Source organism: Pseudomonas sp. 31 R 17 (genome assembly GCF_900004915.1).
In the GTDB taxonomy this organism is placed as follows: domain Bacteria; phylum Pseudomonadota; class Gammaproteobacteria; order Pseudomonadales; family Pseudomonadaceae; genus Aquipseudomonas; species Aquipseudomonas orientalis_A.
Map to the genome: position 1 here is coordinate 24664 of NZ_CVTN01000052.1, position 17151 is coordinate 41814.

22 protein-coding genes and 4 pseudogenes are annotated in these 17151 nt (G+C 54.3%); 14 read left to right on the forward strand and 12 right to left on the reverse strand.

Annotated elements, in window-relative coordinates; genetic code table 11:
- The first annotated feature begins 19 nt into the window (after positions 1–19).
- The 4 genes from BFP89_RS28290 to BFP89_RS05880 all read left to right on the forward strand — a co-directional run bounded on the left by BFP89_RS28290 (position 20) and on the right by BFP89_RS05880 (position 2123).
- Complete coding sequence (locus BFP89_RS28290; RefSeq protein WP_141689038.1) at positions 20–670, forward strand: hypothetical protein; 651 nt, start codon at positions 20–22, stop codon at positions 668–670.
- Positions 671–782: 112 nt separating this feature from the next.
- Positions 783–1271, forward strand: a complete 489-nt coding sequence (locus BFP89_RS05870; RefSeq protein WP_065884589.1) for a hypothetical protein — start codon at positions 783–785, stop codon at positions 1269–1271.
- A 30-nt stretch (positions 1272–1301) separates the two neighbouring features.
- Entirely contained in the window at positions 1302–1535 is a 234-nt protein-coding gene (locus tag BFP89_RS05875) for a hypothetical protein (protein ID WP_065884590.1), read from the forward strand.
- Positions 1536–1718: 183 nt separating this feature from the next.
- Entirely contained in the window at positions 1719–2123 is a 405-nt protein-coding gene (locus tag BFP89_RS05880) for a hypothetical protein (protein ID WP_141689039.1), read from the forward strand.
- 27 nt (positions 2124–2150) lie between these two features.
- Here the strand turns inward: BFP89_RS05880 and BFP89_RS05885 are convergent, their stop codons facing one another.
- Complete coding sequence (locus BFP89_RS05885) at positions 2151–2876, reverse strand: hypothetical protein (protein ID WP_256097320.1); 726 nt, start codon at positions 2874–2876, stop codon at positions 2151–2153.
- Between the two features lie 630 nt (positions 2877–3506).
- Between BFP89_RS05885 and BFP89_RS05895 the strand changes: the two genes are divergently transcribed.
- The 3 genes from BFP89_RS05895 to BFP89_RS05905 all read left to right on the forward strand — a co-directional run bounded on the left by BFP89_RS05895 (position 3507) and on the right by BFP89_RS05905 (position 4734).
- On the forward strand, positions 3507–4067 hold the full coding sequence (locus BFP89_RS05895) for a GNAT family N-acetyltransferase (protein WP_065884593.1): 561 nt from the start codon (positions 3507–3509) through the stop codon (positions 4065–4067).
- Between the two features lie 90 nt (positions 4068–4157).
- Positions 4158–4382, forward strand: coding sequence for a hypothetical protein (locus tag BFP89_RS05900; RefSeq protein WP_065884594.1), 225 nt, complete (start codon positions 4158–4160; stop codon positions 4380–4382).
- A gap of 94 nt (positions 4383–4476) precedes the next feature.
- Positions 4477–4734 (forward strand): hypothetical protein, encoded by a 258-nt coding sequence (locus BFP89_RS05905; protein ID WP_065884595.1) that lies wholly within the window; start codon positions 4477–4479, stop codon positions 4732–4734.
- A gap of 14 nt (positions 4735–4748) precedes the next feature.
- Here BFP89_RS05905 and yejK read toward each other — a convergent pair.
- A pseudogene (yejK, locus tag BFP89_RS05910) lies at positions 4749–5756 on the reverse strand (nucleoid-associated protein YejK).
- 109 nt (positions 5757–5865) lie between these two features.
- Here yejK and BFP89_RS05915 point away from each other — a divergent pair.
- On the forward strand, positions 5866–6735 hold the full coding sequence (locus tag BFP89_RS05915) for a hypothetical protein (RefSeq protein ID WP_141689040.1): 870 nt from the start codon (positions 5866–5868) through the stop codon (positions 6733–6735).
- Positions 6736–6826: 91 nt separating this feature from the next.
- Here the strand turns inward: BFP89_RS05915 and BFP89_RS05920 are convergent.
- The 4 genes and pseudogenes from BFP89_RS05920 to BFP89_RS27105 all read right to left on the reverse strand — a co-directional run.
- A pseudogene (locus tag BFP89_RS05920) lies at positions 6827–7155 on the reverse strand (hypothetical protein).
- A 25-nt stretch (positions 7156–7180) separates the two neighbouring features.
- Positions 7181–7564, reverse strand: a pseudogene (locus tag BFP89_RS29665) (hypothetical protein); the annotation flags it as partial.
- The gene (locus BFP89_RS05930) at positions 7561–7806 is read right to left on the reverse strand and encodes a hypothetical protein (RefSeq protein ID WP_065884597.1); all 246 of its coding nucleotides are present in this window, start codon (positions 7804–7806) and stop codon (positions 7561–7563) included. The pseudogene BFP89_RS29665 and the gene BFP89_RS05930, both read right to left, overlap by 4 nt.
- A gap of 7 nt (positions 7807–7813) precedes the next feature.
- Positions 7814–8180, reverse strand: a pseudogene (locus tag BFP89_RS27105) (siphovirus Gp157 family protein); the annotation flags it as partial.
- Between BFP89_RS27105 and BFP89_RS05940 the strand changes: the two are divergent.
- A complete protein-coding gene (locus BFP89_RS05940; protein WP_141689042.1) occupies positions 8127–8882 on the forward strand; it encodes a C40 family peptidase in 756 nt (251 codons plus the stop codon). The pseudogene BFP89_RS27105 and the gene BFP89_RS05940 overlap by 54 nt on opposite strands.
- 250 nt (positions 8883–9132) lie before the next feature.
- Here the strand turns inward: BFP89_RS05940 and BFP89_RS27110 are convergent, their stop codons facing one another.
- The gene (locus BFP89_RS27110) at positions 9133–9348 is read right to left on the reverse strand and encodes a hypothetical protein (protein ID WP_256097322.1); all 216 of its coding nucleotides are present in this window, start codon (positions 9346–9348) and stop codon (positions 9133–9135) included.
- Positions 9349–9427: 79 nt separating this feature from the next.
- Positions 9428–9751 carry a hypothetical protein gene (locus tag BFP89_RS05950; RefSeq protein ID WP_065884600.1) on the reverse strand — a complete coding sequence of 108 codons (324 nt, stop codon included), beginning with the start codon at positions 9749–9751 and terminating at the stop codon, positions 9428–9430.
- 141 nt (positions 9752–9892) lie between these two features.
- On the opposite strand from BFP89_RS05950, the gene BFP89_RS28885 reads away from it, so the two are divergent.
- Positions 9893–10048 carry a hypothetical protein gene (locus BFP89_RS28885; RefSeq protein WP_176718397.1) on the forward strand — a complete coding sequence of 52 codons (156 nt, stop codon included), beginning with the start codon at positions 9893–9895 and terminating at the stop codon, positions 10046–10048.
- An 85-nt stretch (positions 10049–10133) separates the two neighbouring features.
- Here the strand turns inward: BFP89_RS28885 and BFP89_RS05955 are convergent, their stop codons facing one another.
- Complete coding sequence (locus BFP89_RS05955; RefSeq protein ID WP_065884601.1) at positions 10134–10439, reverse strand: NIPSNAP family protein; 306 nt, start codon at positions 10437–10439, stop codon at positions 10134–10136.
- A 133-nt stretch (positions 10440–10572) separates the two neighbouring features.
- On the opposite strand from BFP89_RS05955, the gene BFP89_RS05960 reads away from it, so the two are divergent.
- Together BFP89_RS05960 and BFP89_RS05965 are read left to right on the forward strand one after the other, a co-directional pair.
- Positions 10573–10956 carry a Rap1a/Tai family immunity protein gene (locus BFP89_RS05960; RefSeq protein WP_065884602.1) on the forward strand — a complete coding sequence of 128 codons (384 nt, stop codon included), beginning with the start codon at positions 10573–10575 and terminating at the stop codon, positions 10954–10956.
- Between the two features lie 68 nt (positions 10957–11024).
- Positions 11025–11588, forward strand: coding sequence for a hypothetical protein (locus BFP89_RS05965; protein ID WP_065884603.1), 564 nt, complete (start codon positions 11025–11027; stop codon positions 11586–11588).
- Positions 11589–11815: 227 nt separating this feature from the next.
- On the opposite strand, the gene BFP89_RS05970 is transcribed toward BFP89_RS05965, so the two are convergent.
- The 3 genes from BFP89_RS05970 to BFP89_RS05980 form a co-directional block, all read right to left on the reverse strand.
- Positions 11816–12034 carry a hypothetical protein gene (locus BFP89_RS05970; RefSeq protein ID WP_065884604.1) on the reverse strand — a complete coding sequence of 73 codons (219 nt, stop codon included), beginning with the start codon at positions 12032–12034 and terminating at the stop codon, positions 11816–11818.
- A 401-nt stretch (positions 12035–12435) separates the two neighbouring features.
- Complete coding sequence (locus BFP89_RS05975) at positions 12436–13674, reverse strand: MFS transporter (protein ID WP_065884605.1); 1239 nt, start codon at positions 13672–13674, stop codon at positions 12436–12438.
- 222 nt (positions 13675–13896) lie between these two features.
- Positions 13897–14283: a TIGR03067 domain-containing protein gene (locus tag BFP89_RS05980; RefSeq protein ID WP_065884606.1), complete on the reverse strand. Its 387-nt coding sequence runs from the start codon at positions 14281–14283 to the stop codon at positions 13897–13899.
- Between the two features lie 382 nt (positions 14284–14665).
- Between BFP89_RS05980 and BFP89_RS05985 the strand changes: the two genes are divergently transcribed.
- Both BFP89_RS05985 and lpxO read left to right on the forward strand, forming a co-directional pair.
- Positions 14666–15958 carry a Wzz/FepE/Etk N-terminal domain-containing protein gene (locus tag BFP89_RS05985; protein WP_141689041.1) on the forward strand — a complete coding sequence of 431 codons (1293 nt, stop codon included), beginning with the start codon at positions 14666–14668 and terminating at the stop codon, positions 15956–15958.
- A gap of 266 nt (positions 15959–16224) precedes the next feature.
- Positions 16225–17124: a lipid A hydroxylase LpxO gene (lpxO, locus tag BFP89_RS05990; RefSeq protein WP_065884608.1), complete on the forward strand. Its 900-nt coding sequence runs from the start codon at positions 16225–16227 to the stop codon at positions 17122–17124.
- Positions 17125–17151 lie beyond the last annotated feature (27 nt).

A 17151-nucleotide genomic window follows, 5' to 3' on the forward strand; every position in this document is an offset into this window, starting at 1 on the left:
CTTCGAGCAGGGAGTTAGGATGAGTTTTTGTATAGCAATTAGTGATGTTGACTGGGCCCAAACGAAGGACTTAGTTTCTGTCGTTGGGGCCGGAATTACTGCGCTTGGGGTTATTGTTGCTTCATATGTGGGGGTTAATGGGCTAGCGACATGGAGAAAGCAAATTGGTGGTCAAAACGACCATGAATTATCTAGAAGGATGTTAATAGAGCTATATAAATTTAAGCAGGTTTTTTCTAACTCTAGAACTCCATCAGTATATCCTTATGAGGTTCAGCAGGTAGGTGATCCTGCTTTTAATCACAGCGTAATTGACCGATTCAAACGTCAGCAGCTAGGGTTTTATCGCAGAATTAAAGCCATCAATCTTGAGTATGCTACACTTTCTGTATCAATGTTTGAGGCAGAGGCTTTATGGGGGCGAGAGGTGGTTAAGTATATAAGAAATCTTGAGCTATTAAAGGATGAGTTTGAAGACTACGTTGCTTTGAAATTACTGACGATTGATCCAGATGAATCAGAGGAGGATAGGCAGGACCAGAAAGAGTTTCTGGATGCAAGAAGGACTGTGTTTATAAAGAGATTGGAAGGCCGCGATCTGTTTGGAGACGATTTAGATAATGTATCGGAAAAATTAGAGCAGCTCTTGAAATCGAAGTTGATACGCTGAGCTAAAACGCATTCAAGCCAGCTTTGTTTGAAACGACTGGCGTGAAATTTTGATAGGTGGTATTACGGGTGACCGGCATGGAGCCGAATACAAAATGGATGGATCAAGACAGATGCTGAAAATTATTGTTGTGCCGCTGGCTTTCCTTTTCTCTGCGACATGCTTGGCTGAGCTCAAAGTTACCGAACCTAGTATCGCGTGTGCGCTGCTGTCCGATTCGGGCTTGAAGGGGCGAAAATGGACGGACTATGGTGATGAATCCTTTGGGTGCGCGAGCGACTACAAGGAGATAGGTTCCGGTTCGCCACTGTCAAATAATCTGGCGTACTACGCCACAGGCACAGCTACTGCGGTCGAACAGGTAAAACTTGTCCTAAATTTTAATCAGCCTAAGTCAAAAGGTCCTGCAATTGGTGCTCTTGGCAAGGCATCAGAAGCACTAGCTCCAAAAGTACTTGGTGCGAAGCTGAACAACGAAATACGTAAAGCTATCGTTAAGGGCGTGCCTGTGACCTCTCAAGTCGGAAGTGGCAGCATTGAGGTCACTCGAGATGACTGGCCGAACGGCAAGGGTTACGAGGTCCATGTAATAATGAAGTGATACAGAATCTTCCTACAAACGGACAGACCCATGACCAAGCACGATATTTACGATGACATCGAAGGCTTTCAGGTTTGGAACTACATGGAGTGCGACAAGGACGAGGAAGGCCGGGAGACTTGGCGTATCGATGTTGAGGTGAAGCGTGGTGGTGAAGTGTTGGTGCCGGTTCTTGTCGGTGACCGAACCTATGTTGACAGCGGCCTGGCGCAGGTTGCCGGGCGTGAGGTTGGGGCCAGGCTGATTGCCGGGGCGGGCCTATAGGTTTGCTGTGGGCGTGGTCAATCAGTTCGGCAGCGTAAGCTCTCACCGCAGCTTTGGTCTCAGAAGGAGAAAAGTTGCGTGTACTTAGAACGCTAGATCTTGCCTTTAGGAGGCCTTACTATGGTGAAGGCAATATGATGGCGTATTGGGTTGTACTGATAACCACCAACAAAGGATCGGTAAGTGACTGAAGCACGAAGAGATTCGGATATGGAGCAACTCGTGGAGCCAAAGCAATTTCCAAAAATCCCAGAGTGGCAAATAGTAGCGTCTGAACGAGAAATAAAGCGGCGGCTAAAGACTGCTTTGGCATCGACGATCGTTTCATTCGGATTTGCACTATTAAGTTGGTTCTACTTTTTAGGAAGCGATGCAGGCTCATGGTTTTCACGATCTGGGGCTGTAATTACGATACTTGCGCTTGTAAACGAGGCTCAACTCAGCGAAGGAATTGGAAGACTAAATGATGAGCTGAGGCAATTGGGCTACTGGAAGAAATTACAAATTCAGCGGATCGTCGGATTACTTTTAGCGATGTTTGGCGCCTTGATTTGGGGGTATGGAGACATGATTTTCAACTGGAGTTAGTCGCTATTGAGAAGCTGATGGTGCTTCCTATAGCGCCAATTCGGTCTGTGCTTCACGCTGCCAGATTGGTGAGCTGTTATGCGCCTCGATCCGGTCGGCGATAACATTTGCGCGCTGGCCAGCAGTGGGCGGGGCGTACATGCCGAATCGGCTGATGCTTCCGCCATTCACCGCAGCGTTCGTCGAGTCGGCTGATGCGAAAAGGCAGGTTCTGGAAGATGGCCGGGTCGAGCATCCGCAACCCGTGCAGACTGCACATCGGTCGGCCTTGATCGTCGCAGATGGCATCCATCGCGACACCCATACGCTTCCACCATGCTCCAGTGCCCGGTGAAACCCATTGCCCTGAACTGCCCAGCGCAACTGTTCGCCAGCACCTCGCCAGCCGCTGTAACCGCTCAAGCGATTCGTGCAAATGCCAGACAGGCACGCCGCGGAGTTCCTCTGGCCACTGCCGAACAAGGTCGTCGTTGGCCTCTTCGTCGCCATCGATGACATCCGGAATGAGCGCCCAAGTGAACCCAGGGTGACGGTGCAGTCTTCTACCCAGCGTGTATAACCGTCCACATCCACCTGGCCGCCTTTCATCCACACCGTGAAGGCACCGTTATCGAATACAAACGACTTGCACACATCGGCGACAATCCCGAGATCGTCCTTGCGTGGGAACGGCACCAGCGCATGCCGGCCTGCCAGGAACTTTGCTGCATCCTCTCGCTTACCGCCGACAGGCGTGCCGTGGTAATGGATCATCCGCTAAGCCTCACTGTTTCGATCTCGACGCCCTGGTGCGTAGCGATGATGGTTTGATCGCCACCCAAAGATTCCGACAGCCGATCGGCGACCTGTTCATGCCAGCCTTTTTTAATCAGCGCGGTGGCTGCCCGGATATGCTCGACAAGGATTTCAACTCAAGCCGATAAACAATGGTTTCGCCGTCAGACCGGCACACCGCTGCGAAAGTGTGTCGATACGTATTCATAAGGGATCCTCGCCGGCTGGCGTGATTCGTTTAAGTGAGATAGGTTTGAACTGCTTATACGGCGAAAAGGAGATGCAGGATGTCGAAAAAGGATAGGCCGACCCGTGCAGAGCGACATCGGCGAAAACACCCGTTCAAAGAGCTTGCAGCGTTACTTGAGGCAACCCCTGTCGAGTATCGAGCTAAGCTCTACGAGAAGCTTGAGCGCGAAAGAGTCGCCGAGTCCCTAGAGAAGTCAGGCAAAAAGCGAAAGGGCGGCTGGCCATTTTTGCCTGGCAACTTCGAAGGTGGGTCGAGGAAATGATCCGCCGGTGCGCCTAATATCTCCACTGGCAGCAAGCGTTGATATGGGGTATTACGGGTGACCGGCACGGATCCGCGCCAGAAAAGTGAGTCTAAAATTGCCTGAAGAATTTCCAGAGTTTTCTCTCAAGAGAATTAAGCTTAGGAAAGTTCGTCCTGAGGATGTTGGTTCTGTTTACGCGGGGCTGTCGGATCCGCGAGTGGTGGCTCAGTACGGTGTTTCCTATACAAGCTTGGCTGCTACTGATGAGCAGATGAGATGGTTTGAGCATATAGTCAGCCAGGAGACAGGAAGATGGTGGGCTATAGCCCTAAAAACAGATGATTCAATGATCGGAGCATGTGGGCTGAATGATTGGTGCCATAAGCACCGCAAAGCTGAAATCGGCTATTGGCTGATGCCTGGGCACTGGCGGAAAGGGCTCTTAACTGAAGCTCTACCAGCAGTTATCCGGTACGGCTTGCGGGATATGGGGCTACATCGGATCCACGCAGACGTGGAGCCTGATAACAAGCCCAGCTGCGCGCTTCTGACAAAGTTTGGGTTTCACCTCGAAGGAACGCTTCGTGATTTTGAGCTTAAGGATGGCAAGTTTCTAAGTTTTCACCAGTACGGCCTGCTTGCCTCAGACGCCGCTGCATCACGGTTTCTTAATTAATCAACCACCTTGGAGTATCGAAGGTGGCAATTTGGTTTGGGTTGGAGTATTACGGGAGATCGGCATGGGGCCGACCTTGGGTGGATTGTTATGATTGATAACCGTGAAAATGCTCTGGAGCTCGCGCTCGGCATGCTGTTGGCTTCGATTGATATTCAGGGGCTAGATGCTAAAGGTTTTGTAGATCATGCCTCCGGACTTGTCACGAAAGCCTCTAAGCACTTCGAAAACGATGCAGTTGGGAAGCGGGTTGTAGCTGAGCTTCACAATGCCTATGCGGAAATGTTGGCTTCGAAGCAGCGAAGTGAGACTTGAGATGATTTTTTTGGTCCGACTGCTTGTAATCGCGCGAGTTTGGTCTGAAGGACTAACGATGACCGGCATGGAGCCGGATCAAGGAGAGAATTAGATGGCTACCGATTTCACAAAGGGCCGATATAACGTCTACTCGGGCCGAGGCCCGGCAGCACCCCTGATTGGTCGTATCGACGAAGATGAGTTCGTACGAAGCAATACCGGCGAACTGATATACCGAATTGATGGTGATGAGGTATACACCACCGGGCTCGGTGCGAAATTTGTTGGTAGCATTTCAGAAACAGAAGAAGGGCGCGCAATGGTTGTGGATGCCAACTATTACGCTCATCTCACCATTGTTCCCGCGTAAACAGCCTGAAGACATCAGCCGCCTGCACGTTTTAGCTGATCGGTGAGCTGTGTCGGCAGGTTGCGCAGCGTCAGTGTGCCGCCGGCTTCGTCGAATTCGATCTTGTCGCCCAACAGGTGCGCTTCGAAGCTGATCGACATGCCCTCGGCTCGGCCGGTGAAACGCCGGAATTTGTTGAGCGTCTTCTTGTCTAGCGGCAGGGTTTCAGAAAGGCCGTAGTCCTTTGCCTTGATGAAGTCATAGAAGTTCTTCGGGCGGTCTTCGTCTATCAGGCCCGAGAGTTCGTCGAGCGTGATCGGCTCCCCCGATTTTGGCCTGGGCCATTGAATAGTTGACCAGGGTGGCCGTCTTCTCACGGGCCGCCTCATCGACCATGTCCTCGCTCTCAACAAAGTCGCTGAAAGCCTTCAACAGCGTGCTGGTTTCGCCCGGGCCGTCGATTCCTTCCTGGCAGCCGATGAAATCGCGACAGTACTCGTTGAACTTGCGGCCCTGCTTGCCTTGAGGTAGGAGATGTATTGCAGTGACCGAGGGTTGTTCTGCCATTGGCTGATATTGATCCGCGCGGCCAGGCGGATGTGGTCCAGGTCCAGGCGCTTCACTGTCATCAGGTGGAGTTCTTCGGTCATGGTCACCGCTTCTGTTTCCTGTACCGGTGCGATGACCAGGTAATCAGTCAGGCCTTGCTGGTAGTGGCAGAAGAGGGCGTGCCCATCGGTGGAAAGGTTCGATTCTTCCATCAGCTTGGTCAGGTGTTCCACCGAGGTGGTGCTGAACTTCAAGAAGGTGGAGCCGCCGTCCAGGTACTTGCTCAGCCAGCCGCTGAGGGGATACGCACCCGACTCGGCGTGAAAGAGCCCCCAGGCCTTGCCGGCGCTGGCGTTGTAGTTTTCGTTGAACTGCTGCGTCAGATCGTCGCGGGCCTGGCTTTCGACCTGCTCGGATACGCCCAAGAACAGAACTGCCGGGCTACCGTCAGGCTTCTTGTCGATCTTGTGGATGACGCTATGGCGTACAGGCATTTCGTTTACCTCAGGTAAGCGCCGCCCTCCGGCGGCCGGTGGTGGCAATTTGGTTTGGTTTGGAGTATTACAAGTGACCGGCATTGAGCCGGAAGGGAGCGGTATATAAATGACCATCAAGCAGCAAGTAGATGATTCGGTTCTTCTTTATGAGCACGGAAGATATCAAGGATGCCTTTCAATGTTGCTGCTAGCCGTGGGCGCTTCTTCCAGGAAAGTCTTGCCATACCCTGAGCATAAAGATTTTTATTCGTTTCCTATGTTCTTGGGTAGTAGGTTGTCTAATGAGCTATTCCGTACTAGGGTGCCTGAAGGTAGCTGTAAGTCGGGTATCGCTGTTGAATTTAAGGGGAAAGAATACTGGCTTGAGGATGTTTTATATAAGTTCTATAGGAATGCCTTAGTCCATGAAGGAAAGCTTCCCGATGATGTCGTTTTCGAGCCTGGGCATGGAATGCCAGCTATACAAGGTGAACCTTATTTAAAAATTCCAAGCGGCTCGAAGCTTGTTCTTGATAGCGACTGGCTAAATGTTCTTGCTCGATGTGTGGTGAATGCCCGGTGCAATCGTTATGATTTTGGAATCGTGCACTACGATGAGGTTCCAATTGACAATTTAGATATGGATGAGATTGCGGTTGCAGTTGCTCGCAAGATGATTACGACAAAGTCCAGAGTTAATATGATGATGAGTGTATTTTTGGATAATTTGACTACTTTTATTAGCAATCCTTGCGATAAAGATATCTGCGAGGCATTTGACAAGTCCCTTTATCGTCGCATATTAAATCAAGGGGCGATTTCTGGGCTTCAAACTGTTGGGTTTGGCCCTGAAAATGCTGAGGTAATCGCAGCATCCAAAGAGCCTTGGAGTCTTGCCCGAAGAGGCTTTGTTAGTACTGATTCTAAATTAACCGAACTTGGAATTCAGCTTCTTCGAGAGATAAGCTCTAAGTTTGATATTGTAAAAGTTGTATAGGAATTCAATTGCTTTTTCTATCATTTTACGTGGTCCGCCACCATTTTTGAGTACCAGTCTAGCGGTTACCTGATTAAGCGTGTAGGGAGGGTTATTCTGGTTCGATGATCTCGTTTCCGTGGTCTTTCTGAATTGCGAGCAGGCTTTTATTGCGGAATTCCCGCGCCACGTTTTGAGATATCTCAATTTCGTGGCGCGGCGGATTCAGCAGCGGCTGACACTTCACGGAACCCAGCGCATGCAAGTGATGAATCATCAGCGTCATCGCCTCGCCCTGCTCAGTAATGCCTGACCACTTCATCAGGTCGGCCAGGGCCTTGCGCGTCCCTGGGCGAACCTGAGCCTCAATTCCTCTTCGGCATTCACCACGCGCTTCCTGGCAGTTTTGGCCGAGCGCTCGTCCTGCGGTACTGCTGCCATGGCCTACCTCTTCTATTCCGCTGGCCGGTAGTGCGAGCCAGGTTTGACTCGAAGCCACCATCTGGCTCTGGTTTGCCTCGTCACGCAGCTTCTTGTAGCAATGCTCGATCACATCTTCCAGGTGGTCGGAGAGGTAGACGTCATCGGGCGCAATCTCCACCGACTTGCTGTAGCGGTCGCCGCGGGCGTCGATGCAAAGCGCGCTGAGTTAGATCGTCCAGCGGTGAGGGATGCCGCAGACGGCCTGGCCAATCTTCCCGGTCGCGATGTTTTTCAGCGATTTGTAGTTGATCATGCCCTGGCGGCCACTGGGATCGGTGTTCACTACTGCGACGTGGTTGGCGGCCAGCAGCGACCGGCAGGACCGGTCAATGCGTACTTTGGGATTATGGGGCTTGCGCTTGCTCATAATGCCTCCGCTAGTTTGCGCAGTGCGTTACGCTCGGACCGGGTGATGGGCGGCTTGCGGCGCTTGAGGATGGTTTCGGGATCGATCTTGGTGGAGCGGGGCGGTGGCAGCGGTTTGCGTGGCGGGCTTGGTAACTGCGCTACGGTTCCGCCAGCGGCCATAAACTGCGCTGTACGTTCCGCGATTGAATCAACGTGCTGTCGCTGTTCCTCGACCAGGCTTAAGTGGTTGCTGACGTACATGGCGACCTCACTTGATTCGGATCGAACTGTCGCAGCGCTCCAAGTGAGCCCAGGTAGGTTCGGGTAGAAGTTCGTGTTCAGCATCTTCGCCGGCTGCCATGCGCTTGCGCACCGCTTCGTTATGCTCGCGGATCTCCTTGAGCTTGGCGGCCATGGCCTTTTTGTCCGGAGCAATGCTCGACTTCACAGTGGTCAACTCGTCCGGTACCGCATCTTCGTTATCAACGATCACCCTCTCGCTGCCCATAGCCAGTGCGATGGTAAAGAGCGGACGCTTAATCGACTTGATGTTGGCGGCTTCCATGTTGCGCCGCAGGTAGATTGCTGATCTGCGACACGCTGTTGGACTTGATCCGCTTGAGTTCGGCTACCCGAAAGAGTGCTGCGGCCTGCTACTCGTCGTCGGCCGCGCGCAGAAGTACTTTGCGTGCCGGAACATCGCAACGGAGCCGAACGAAGAGTTCCGGCTGGATCCCGAGGACTACGCCGCAGCGGAAGACTTGGGCGAAGTGATCGGCATTGTTCACTCGCACCCGGACGCCACCAGCAGGCCGTCACCGCATGATTTGGCCATGTGCGAGGCAACCGCCTTGCCCTGGCACATCCTGAGCTGGCCTGAGGGCGATCTGCGCACGATCACCCCAACGGGCTGCACGCCGCTGCTTAAGCGCCCGTTCGTGCATGGTGCATGGGATTGCTGGCAGGTCTGCGCGGACTGGTATCAGTGCGAGTGGGGAGTTGAGTTCGAAGCCTTCCAGCGCACTGATGGCTGGTGGGAGAGCGCTGAGAACACCAACCTGTACGAGCAGCACTACGAGTCTGCCGGCTTTGTGCGCGTCGACCGGCCAGAGCGCGGCGACCTGATCGTCATGCACGTCGGGCGCACAGTGCACCCGAACCACGCCGGGATCTACTTGGGGACTGATCCTGCGCTACCCGACGAAGATTCGGGCGTCTTCGGGCACGGCCCGTTCCTGCTGCACCACCTTTACGGAAGGCCGTCGGAGATCATCGTCTATGGCGGGCCCTGGCATGAGCGTACGCGCCTGATCCTCAGGCACAAAGATGCAAAATGACGCGGAATGGCCGCTGGAGCAAGAATGCAAACCACACAGCGGTACTATTCGCAATCTATCCACCACGTCTTGCGGCGCGCTTTGTGGCGCTATAACGAAGGTGGCCATTCTAGATGATGGTAAAGAGATTGATCGGCTGACCTTTGAGGGGAAGGTTGGCCCTGGGGGCGAAGGATACTCTCGCAGCTACAGTGCGAAGCCAGGGCTGAAGGCGAAGATCGTCTCTGGCCCTGAATCGATCACAATGGATTCAGTTCTGAGCTAAGTCAGAAGAGATGAAATCATCTGTGCCTGACTTGTGAGACCCATAGCGCACAACGTACCCATCACCAGCTTTCTTTGCCTCGGCCTGTGCTTCATCCTTGCTTGAGAAAACGCCATGCAGGCTCCAGGGAGCATTTTTCAAGACGCCCCAACCGAGAACCCAGCCCGAGTTATTTGGATCTTTTGGTAGCTCATTGCTCACATTGACCTCCAGCTCATAAACGCGCCGGAATTGGCGCTACCCCAGTACTTGGGCTTGCAGGCGAAGGACCAGGGAATTCTTAATTCAGGCCTTCAACCTGGTCAGTGTCGAGGCGCCAAGCCTCGGCGGCCCCGGAAAGCAAGGGGTCGTCGTCGCTCTTTATATGGCCTATGAGTGCGTCCATTCTCTTGAAATCGATATCTGGCAATACCTGCCAGTCAGCCGTTTGAACCTCAAAAGGGATCAGCGTTACGCTAACGCTCTGCGCTGCCATGAAGGTGCCGGCCGTAACTTCATCTATCACGCCTCTGGCTGACTGACGGAGATTGGCATCGTCCGCCTCGCTCAAAATATCGTATTGCTCCTGAATGGCATCCGACCTTTCTCTATTCGACGAATTCATGCAGTTCCTTCACTCTAAACATCCTTGGAGGCACGAAGCTACTACGCCGAACCACTATCCCGTTACTGGCATTCCATCCACGCTGGATACCTGAACAGGCGGGTGGTATGGTCGAATCCATAAAGGGAAAGGAGATCCATCATGGCCGCAGTAAAGACATTCGTTTTTAGCATCAAAAATAGTAATAAAACTGTCTCTAGCAATGTGTTGCAGAACGGCACTACGCAACGAGAGGCAGAGCGCAAGATTTTGGAAAAACATCCGGGCGCTACGATATTGGATGTTCGCGAGAAATAATGGAATAACCCGGCCCCGCGCCGGGCTTTGTCGTTTATGTGACTCGAGCGGGTACGAAAAGCCCGGCGGGCCGAGTTTGCTGCTTTCAGTCGAGCACTGGGCGCATGAAGCTTCTCTCTGTACTGACGATGAATATCTTCTGCGCCGCCAGCGCGAAAGTACTCACGCATTCGGTGTCAGTTTTGGACTCTTCGCGATAACGCTCGTACTCCGCAAGGCTCGGAAAGCTGAAAAGGCAATAGGCGACGTTATTAGCACCCTCGGCAGGAAGGAAGTACCCGTGGTGGGTGCCCCCCATTCGGTTGACTATGCCAATCCAAAGTCTCGAATAGTTTTCAAAGGCGTCGATTTGGTAGGGGTCAATCTGATACTTCAGATGGCAGGTGATCACGCTAGTCGTCCTTGTATAGTTTGAGTGAGCAGCTTAATGGACATCCATGTGATAGGTAAAACCCGACTAGGCACTGGGCTTTTTGCATCTCCCCCTCAGTGCTACAGTCCCACCAAACCAATGAGGGAACGACATGCGGATTTTGATAGCGGCGGTGGCGATAATTGGATTGCTGGCAAGCAATGCAGTGTTCGCTGAAAGTAATGCAGGAACAAGATTTTTAAACGGATGCAAGGTTGCCTTACGCTTTTTTGAAACGAAGCATATGGCTGCGAACGACAATCAGGTTGATATGGGTTACTGTGTGGGTGTGGTTGCCGGGGTTCGTGAAACTCTTCAATATCTTACCGGAGGAGCTGTAAACAAGTTCCCAGGTATTTGCTTGCCTGAAAACTACGTTGATCAAATGGGCGTGCAGGCAATTGTCAAGTACTCGGAAAGTCACCCTGATTTCTCAACGAAAAGACCCACGCTAATCGCATTGCTCGCACTCAAAGCCGAGTATCTTTGTAAATAGCGTGGGCAGGCACGAGTTGCAGTAGTTGAGGTCCAGCTTTCCAATTCATCTGAAACTCAAGGATGCACATGCGTAAAATTTTGATAGCGTTGTCGATCACTATTGCCACGCTCATGCTGCCTGGCTGCTCAGCTGTGTCGACTTTCGACAAGTATGCAACCTTGCGTTTTTATGAGTGGAACCGAACAGACATCAAGTACGATCACTTCGATGGTGAGTCGGGCATGCTGAGTTCTAATCCAAATTTTCGGAATAGAATGCTGCCCGCACGGATAGCCGATAACAATCAATGGATCGACTTCACTGATGACATGGGGCAAGTTTATAAAACATTTGGAAATACCCTACATCGCGACACGTTTCCAGCTGGGCTGGAGCCCTTCAAAGAGTTTGTTGCCTGGAGTCAGCTTCCGCCAATACAGCGCCAGAATATACGCGATGCATTGAATGCAAAACCTGAGTTCACATCTATTAAGGCTCGGCTTGTGCTTGAGCGCGGCACGGATGAGCCGCTGCTGGTCTTTACAGGTAGTTCGCTACCTTGGGAGACACCCCCACAGTATGCGATCGACAAAGTTAACGCGATCAGAATGCTGGTCAACGCGCAGATTTGGTACAAGATCTTGAAGTAGCAGAGTTTCGAGAAATTCGACGGCAGCTTGAGTAGCCCAGCCCCGCGCTGGGCTTTTTGCATCAGCGCATCAGTGAAGTGGATGCCTTGCCAGGTACGCGGTACAGTCCTTTCTTACATGGAGGTTAGCGCTGCTGCTGGGAGCCTGCAGCGGTCAGTCGACGACCTTGCCGGCCTCTCACAACTCAGGCCGGGAGTAATTCCTGCATTGCAGCCATAAGGGGGGGCTTAGGATTTGCGGTTGGGCGTCATCAGAACGACCAGGGTCAGCTTAATGAACTCTTCGTTCTCGTCAATGGTGTGTAGAGCGCCGCGCACGTTGTCTGCCACTTCAGCGGAGCCGCGCTGCTCCACCCAGTCCGACAGTTCCATGATTGAGGCCTCGAGGGCGAGTTGGTTCTCGTAGAGTTTGGATAGTAGGGAAGGGATCAGGTCAGAATTCAGCATCGTTGTTCCGATATGGAGTGGACAGCGTAGCAGGCAAATTATGGAGTTGGGAGATCGGTCGGCAGGACGCCGGAGGAGGGGGTTATGCAGTTTCGGCATGAGCTTGAATTTACCCGTTGGGACCAGTCTTGGAACCAACGGGTGCATTTCGGTGCGTTATTGTTGCTTACTCATGACCACTTGGCCCAGTAAACACTGATCACTAGTAATCACCATTATGCGTTTCATACCGCATGGTGATGTTAGCTGTGGAGATCAATTACTTTACCTATCAATGGGTTGCGAGCGTGACGGCAGGTGCCTTCAGGCATGCGTCAACAGCGACATCAAGGCGCGAAACCCGGTCGCTGAACGGAAAATTTGGGATGTGTGTTGGAATTTGGCGCGCATTGTCGCATATGTCAGGCGACAGTTGTATGGCCAGCGAAGGTTGGTTTAGCCAATGTCTCCGGCATGGCCAGCCACAGCAGCAGCAATGCGGCGGCGGCCACCCCCGCCAGGGTCAGGAAGGCGGCGTTGTAGCCGGCCATTTGCACCACAAAGCCGGCCAGGCTGCTGCTCAGTGCCGCGCCCAGGCCGAATACGGTCGACAGCGCGCCGAGGCTGACGTTGAAGCGGCCGGTACCTTGGGTCAGGTCCTTGACGATCACCGGGAACAACGCGCCGAAAATGCCCGCGCCGATGCCATCGAGCATCTGCACGGCAACCAGCCAGTAGGGGTCGTTGGACAAGGTATAGAGCACGCCGCGCAGGGGCAGGATCATGAACCCCGCCAGCAGCAGCGGCTTGCGCCCCCACACATCGGCCTTGATCCCCACCAGCATCGCCGTCGGCACCATCACCAACTGCGCCGCGACGATGCAGGCCGAGGTCAACGGCGTGGCCATCTGCAGGTTGATCTGCGACAGCTTCTGGCTGACCAGCGGCAGCATCGCGGCATTGGCCAGGTGAAACAGCGCGCAGCACATGGCGAACAGCAGCAGCGGACGGTTGGCGAGCAGCACGCGCAGGCCCGAGGGCTGCTCATGGTCGGTGTGGTGAGCCGGGTCGAAGCCACGGGCCACCTCGTGATCGATCGCCCTGGCCGGGACGCAACTGACGGCGACGACACTGGCGACGGCCATAAACGCCATCAGGTAGAACACCACCACCGGTCCGAACAGATACGCCAGGCCGCCGGCCAGCAATGCCGCGACGGCGTTGCCGGCGTGATTGAAGGTTTCGTTGCGCCCGGTGCGCCGGGTAAACGCGCGCGGGCCGGTGATGCCCAGGGAAATCGCGGAAATCGCCGGGGCGAACACCGAGGCGGCGATGGCGCTGGCGGCCTGGGTCAGCGCCACCCAGCCAAATGAACTGACGAAGGGCAGCATCAGGCAACTGAGCGTGACCAGCAGCGCGGCAATCGCAATCACCGCGCGTTTGCTGCGGGTGCGATCGATCAGCGCACCCGCCGGGCCCTGGGTGAGCAACGCGGCGACCCCGGCCAGGGTCATGACCACGCCGATACTGGCCGGGTCCCATTGGTGGACCGCGAGCAGGTAAATCGCCAGGTACGGCCCCAGGCCGTCGCGCACATCCGCGAGGAAGAAATTCAGGCTGTCCAGGGACAAGGCAGTGCGCAGGTCTGAGTGATGGGCCACGATGCTATCTTCCAGAGCGCCGTCCGGGGCTGGACACGCGTTGGGGTAATGACCTGCACGCCGGGTAATTAGTTCGCGGTCGCCAGGCAATTTCAGGCGCAAAAAAAAGCCCGCAAGCAGAGGCGGGCCAAGGGATTCACTGGAGTAGGTAGGCTTCACCCTATAGGTCGCAAAGTGAAGGCCTTGTGAAAATGCTGTGATCAAACCGCGAAAGCAGGCCGTTCATGCCCGACGCACGAAGGTGCGCATGGTCTGCCCCGGGCCCGTGCTGAATACGGTGGGCCGGGGCATGCCTTCATCGGCGGCGATAAACACAAAATGATCGCCGTCCAGGTGATAGCTGGCCGGTAACGACTTGCCGGCGTCCGCGCCGGTTGCGTCCACCCAGGTAATGCTTTTGGGCGTGGTGTCGGCGTCCAGCACAAAACGGCCCGCCAGCAGGGTTTCCCCCTCGACGGTGACGACTTCGAATGTATCGGCACTGATGGTGGTAATGGCACCTGGCGCGCTATGTGCATCTGGCGGGTTAAGCACGCCATTGTCTTCCAGAGCGATTTGCTCCCAGGCACCTTGTAGGGCGCGATAGTCCGTGGCTGAAGAGGATGGCATGCAACTTCCTTTTGCTGAGGGGAGAGGCGGGCAATTGTATCGGCAATGTAACAACACTGCGGATAACGAGATTTTTTTCTTTATGGGACAGCCATTTGACAGCTTTTTCATGTTGTATTGACTACGCTTATAGCGTGATAAGTCCCACATAAAAATATCGTCGTGACTACACGTCGGCATAAAGCAGAAATAATCCCTAAAGCAGTGGGATTTTTCGTCAGCCTAAGTGGTCAGACTGCCATTGGTCGGCCGTGTTCAGGGCGTTGTCCCTGACTTGAAGCCGCTAAGGCTTCCGCTAAGTGATGGCCTTTTAGTATTAATTTAAGGTGTTCTTATTTTGAATCGAAGTTCCTCGCTCACGCCCGCTGTGGCGTCTGATGAAATGGATCTGTTTGAATTGTTCAATGCCATATGGCGGCAGAAGAAGCTGATCGTGGGGTCTACGGTTCTGGCGGGGATCCTGGGTGCGGGGTATGCCTTTCTGGCACCCAAGACCTTTGAAGTCAGCAGCGTGCTGCGGCCTGCGGCGATCAATGAACTGGACGCACTGAACCGCTCCGAAGTGTATAAATTGCCGCCCGCTGATGCGTTGCTCAAAGTAGGCGCGCAGTTGGACTCCTACGAGGCGCGCCTGGGCTTCTTCAAGGACCATGAGGAGTTGTTCAAGGCGTTCAAGAAGCCAGGGCAAACCCTGGAGCAGAGTTTTGAAGACTTCAATCGCAACTCGGTCAATCTGATCCTGCCGGACCCGAAGAAGGCCGATTCGCTGAGCAACTACATTCGCCTGGAATTGCAGTATCCGACCGATGTCGACGGGGTGAAAATCCTCAACGGCTTTGTTGACTACGCCATTGCCGCAGAGCGTCAGCAGGTGGGGGCCGACCTCAAGGTGATCGTGAACAACCGCCTCAATGAGCTCAAGGGCAAGATCGACGCGGCCCGCGCCAACTACGACACCGACAAGGAATCGAAGATCGCCAAGCTGCTCGAAGCCGACCGGCTCAAGCGCGCCCAACTGGAAGATGAGCTCAGCGCCCTGCGCCTGCAGATGAAAATGGAACGGACCAACCGCCTGGCGGAATTGGCTGAAGCCATCGGCATCGCCCAGTCCATGGGCATCAGAACTCCGACCACGCCATCCTCGATGGCCGACGCTACGCGAACCGGCTCAAGCCAGGTGATGCGCACCGAGGTCAACAATCAGAAGATTCCGCTGTACTTCATGGGTACCGAGGCGCTGGAGGCCGAGCGTGCCTCGCTGCAAAAGCGCACCAGCGATGACTTCACCAACCCGCGTATTGCCGAAATTGGCAAGGAACTGCGGTTGCTGGACGCCAACCGCGAAGTTGAAGTGCTGCGCAAACGAGGCAATGAAGACATTTTCCTGCAGGACGTAGAGCCGCTGCGCGCCGAAATCGCCAGGCTGCGGGGTTTGAACATCGACATGAGCAACCTGAAACTGGTGACGATCGACCGCCGTGCCCAGGAGCCGCTGTCACCGGTCAAACCGAAAAAAGCCCTGGTTATTGCATTGAGCCTGGTGGGCGGTTTGCTGCTGGGCCTGGTGATCGCGCTGGTCCGCCACCTGGTACTGACCCGACGCGAAGTCGTGCCGTTCTCGGCATTGGAAGACAGCAGTTTTTCCCGCCGTGAGCGTAAGGACGATCAACTGTAAGCCGTTGCACCGCCCTCCAGTGGGCGGGTCTTGCGGCCCGCCTGCTCATCCCCCCAGCACACTTCATAGACAGCTTTTCACAATTCTTAGTTAACCTTTGGTTACAAAGTATGGCTAAATAACCGCCAATGGTCACACATCGCATGGTCATCCAGCCGGTCGTGTCACCTGTATGTGAATTGTGATTTCAGGTGCTGCTTATCCATCCTCGGCCGTTGTGGGCACGCAGGAGCAGCCTGTTCTCTCCCTGACGTGTGACGAATCCCTTGAAACTCATCATTGTTGCTCTCTACGTTGCCTCCATCGCGTATGTACATTTGCGTGGCCGGGTGCGACACAAGCTGGGCCGCCAGCTCAGCGATCATTCGACATTCCTGGCGCCGATCAACTGCTTCCTGTACCTGTTCTCCAAGCAACCCAGCCGCCCGTTTCTGTCGCCCAGCGACTTTGCGGACCTGAGCCCGTTGCAGGAGCACTGGGAAGAAATCCGCCAGGAAGGCCAGAGCCTGATGCGCGCCGGGGAAATCAAGCGTTCGCAGCAGTACAACGATGTGGGTTTCAATTCGTTCTTCAAGTCCGGCTGGAAGCGCTTCTATCTCAAATGGTACGGCGACAGTCATCCCTCAGCGATGAAACTGTGCCCGCGCACCACAGAACTGGTGCAAAGCATCGGCTCGATCAAGGCCGCGATGTTCGCCGAGCTGCCGCCGGGCTCCAAACTCGTGCGTCACCGTGACCCGTACGCGGGGTCTTATCGTTATCACCTGGGGCTGGATACGCCGAACGATCCGGGCTGCTATATCAATGTGGACGGTGAAAGCTATTACTGGCGCGACGGCGAGGCAGTGATGTTTGACGAGACCTACATTCATTATGCCGAGAACACCACGTCGCAAAACCGCATCATTCTGTTCTGCGACATCGAACGGCCGATGAAATACCGCTGGGCGGCCGCATTCAACCGCTGGTTCAGCCGCAATGTGATGGCCGCTGCGGGGTCGCCCAATGACGAGGGCGACAAGACCGGCGCACTCAATCGTGCCTTTACCCGCCTGTACAAGATCAGGTTGCGTGGCAAGGAACTCAAAAAGCGCAATCGCACGCGCTATTACCTGGAAAAATGGGCGATCTTCGCCGCGTTGGCGCTGATCTTCATCCTGATCTGATCTGATCTGATCTGATCTGAGTGTGCG

Coding starts and splice junctions, on each gene's coding strand:
- BFP89_RS28290 (WP_141689038.1), top strand. CDS start 20: ATGAGTTTTTGTATAGCAATTAGTGATGTTGACTGGGCCCAAACGAAG.
- BFP89_RS05870 (WP_065884589.1), top strand. CDS start 783: ATGCTGAAAATTATTGTTGTGCCGCTGGCTTTCCTTTTCTCTGCGACA.
- BFP89_RS05875 (WP_065884590.1), top strand. CDS start 1,302: ATGACCAAGCACGATATTTACGATGACATCGAAGGCTTTCAGGTTTGG.
- BFP89_RS05885 (WP_256097320.1), bottom strand. CDS start 2,876: ATGATCCATTACCACGGCACGCCTGTCGGCGGTAAGCGAGAGGATGCA.
- BFP89_RS05900 (WP_065884594.1), top strand. CDS start 4,158: ATGATTGATAACCGTGAAAATGCTCTGGAGCTCGCGCTCGGCATGCTG.
- BFP89_RS05905 (WP_065884595.1), top strand. CDS start 4,477: ATGGCTACCGATTTCACAAAGGGCCGATATAACGTCTACTCGGGCCGA.
- BFP89_RS05915 (WP_141689040.1), top strand. CDS start 5,866: ATGACCATCAAGCAGCAAGTAGATGATTCGGTTCTTCTTTATGAGCAC.
- BFP89_RS05930 (WP_065884597.1), bottom strand. CDS start 7,806: ATGTACGTCAGCAACCACTTAAGCCTGGTCGAGGAACAGCGACAGCAC.
- BFP89_RS05950 (WP_065884600.1), bottom strand. CDS start 9,751: ATGAATTCGTCGAATAGAGAAAGGTCGGATGCCATTCAGGAGCAATAC.
- BFP89_RS28885 (WP_176718397.1), top strand. CDS start 9,893: ATGGCCGCAGTAAAGACATTCGTTTTTAGCATCAAAAATAGTAATAAA.
- BFP89_RS05960 (WP_065884602.1), top strand. CDS start 10,573: ATGCGGATTTTGATAGCGGCGGTGGCGATAATTGGATTGCTGGCAAGC.
- BFP89_RS05965 (WP_065884603.1), top strand. CDS start 11,025: ATGCGTAAAATTTTGATAGCGTTGTCGATCACTATTGCCACGCTCATG.
- BFP89_RS05970 (WP_065884604.1), bottom strand. CDS start 12,034: ATGCTGAATTCTGACCTGATCCCTTCCCTACTATCCAAACTCTACGAG.
- BFP89_RS05980 (WP_065884606.1), bottom strand. CDS start 14,283: ATGCCATCCTCTTCAGCCACGGACTATCGCGCCCTACAAGGTGCCTGG.
- BFP89_RS05985 (WP_141689041.1), top strand. CDS start 14,666: ATGGATCTGTTTGAATTGTTCAATGCCATATGGCGGCAGAAGAAGCTG.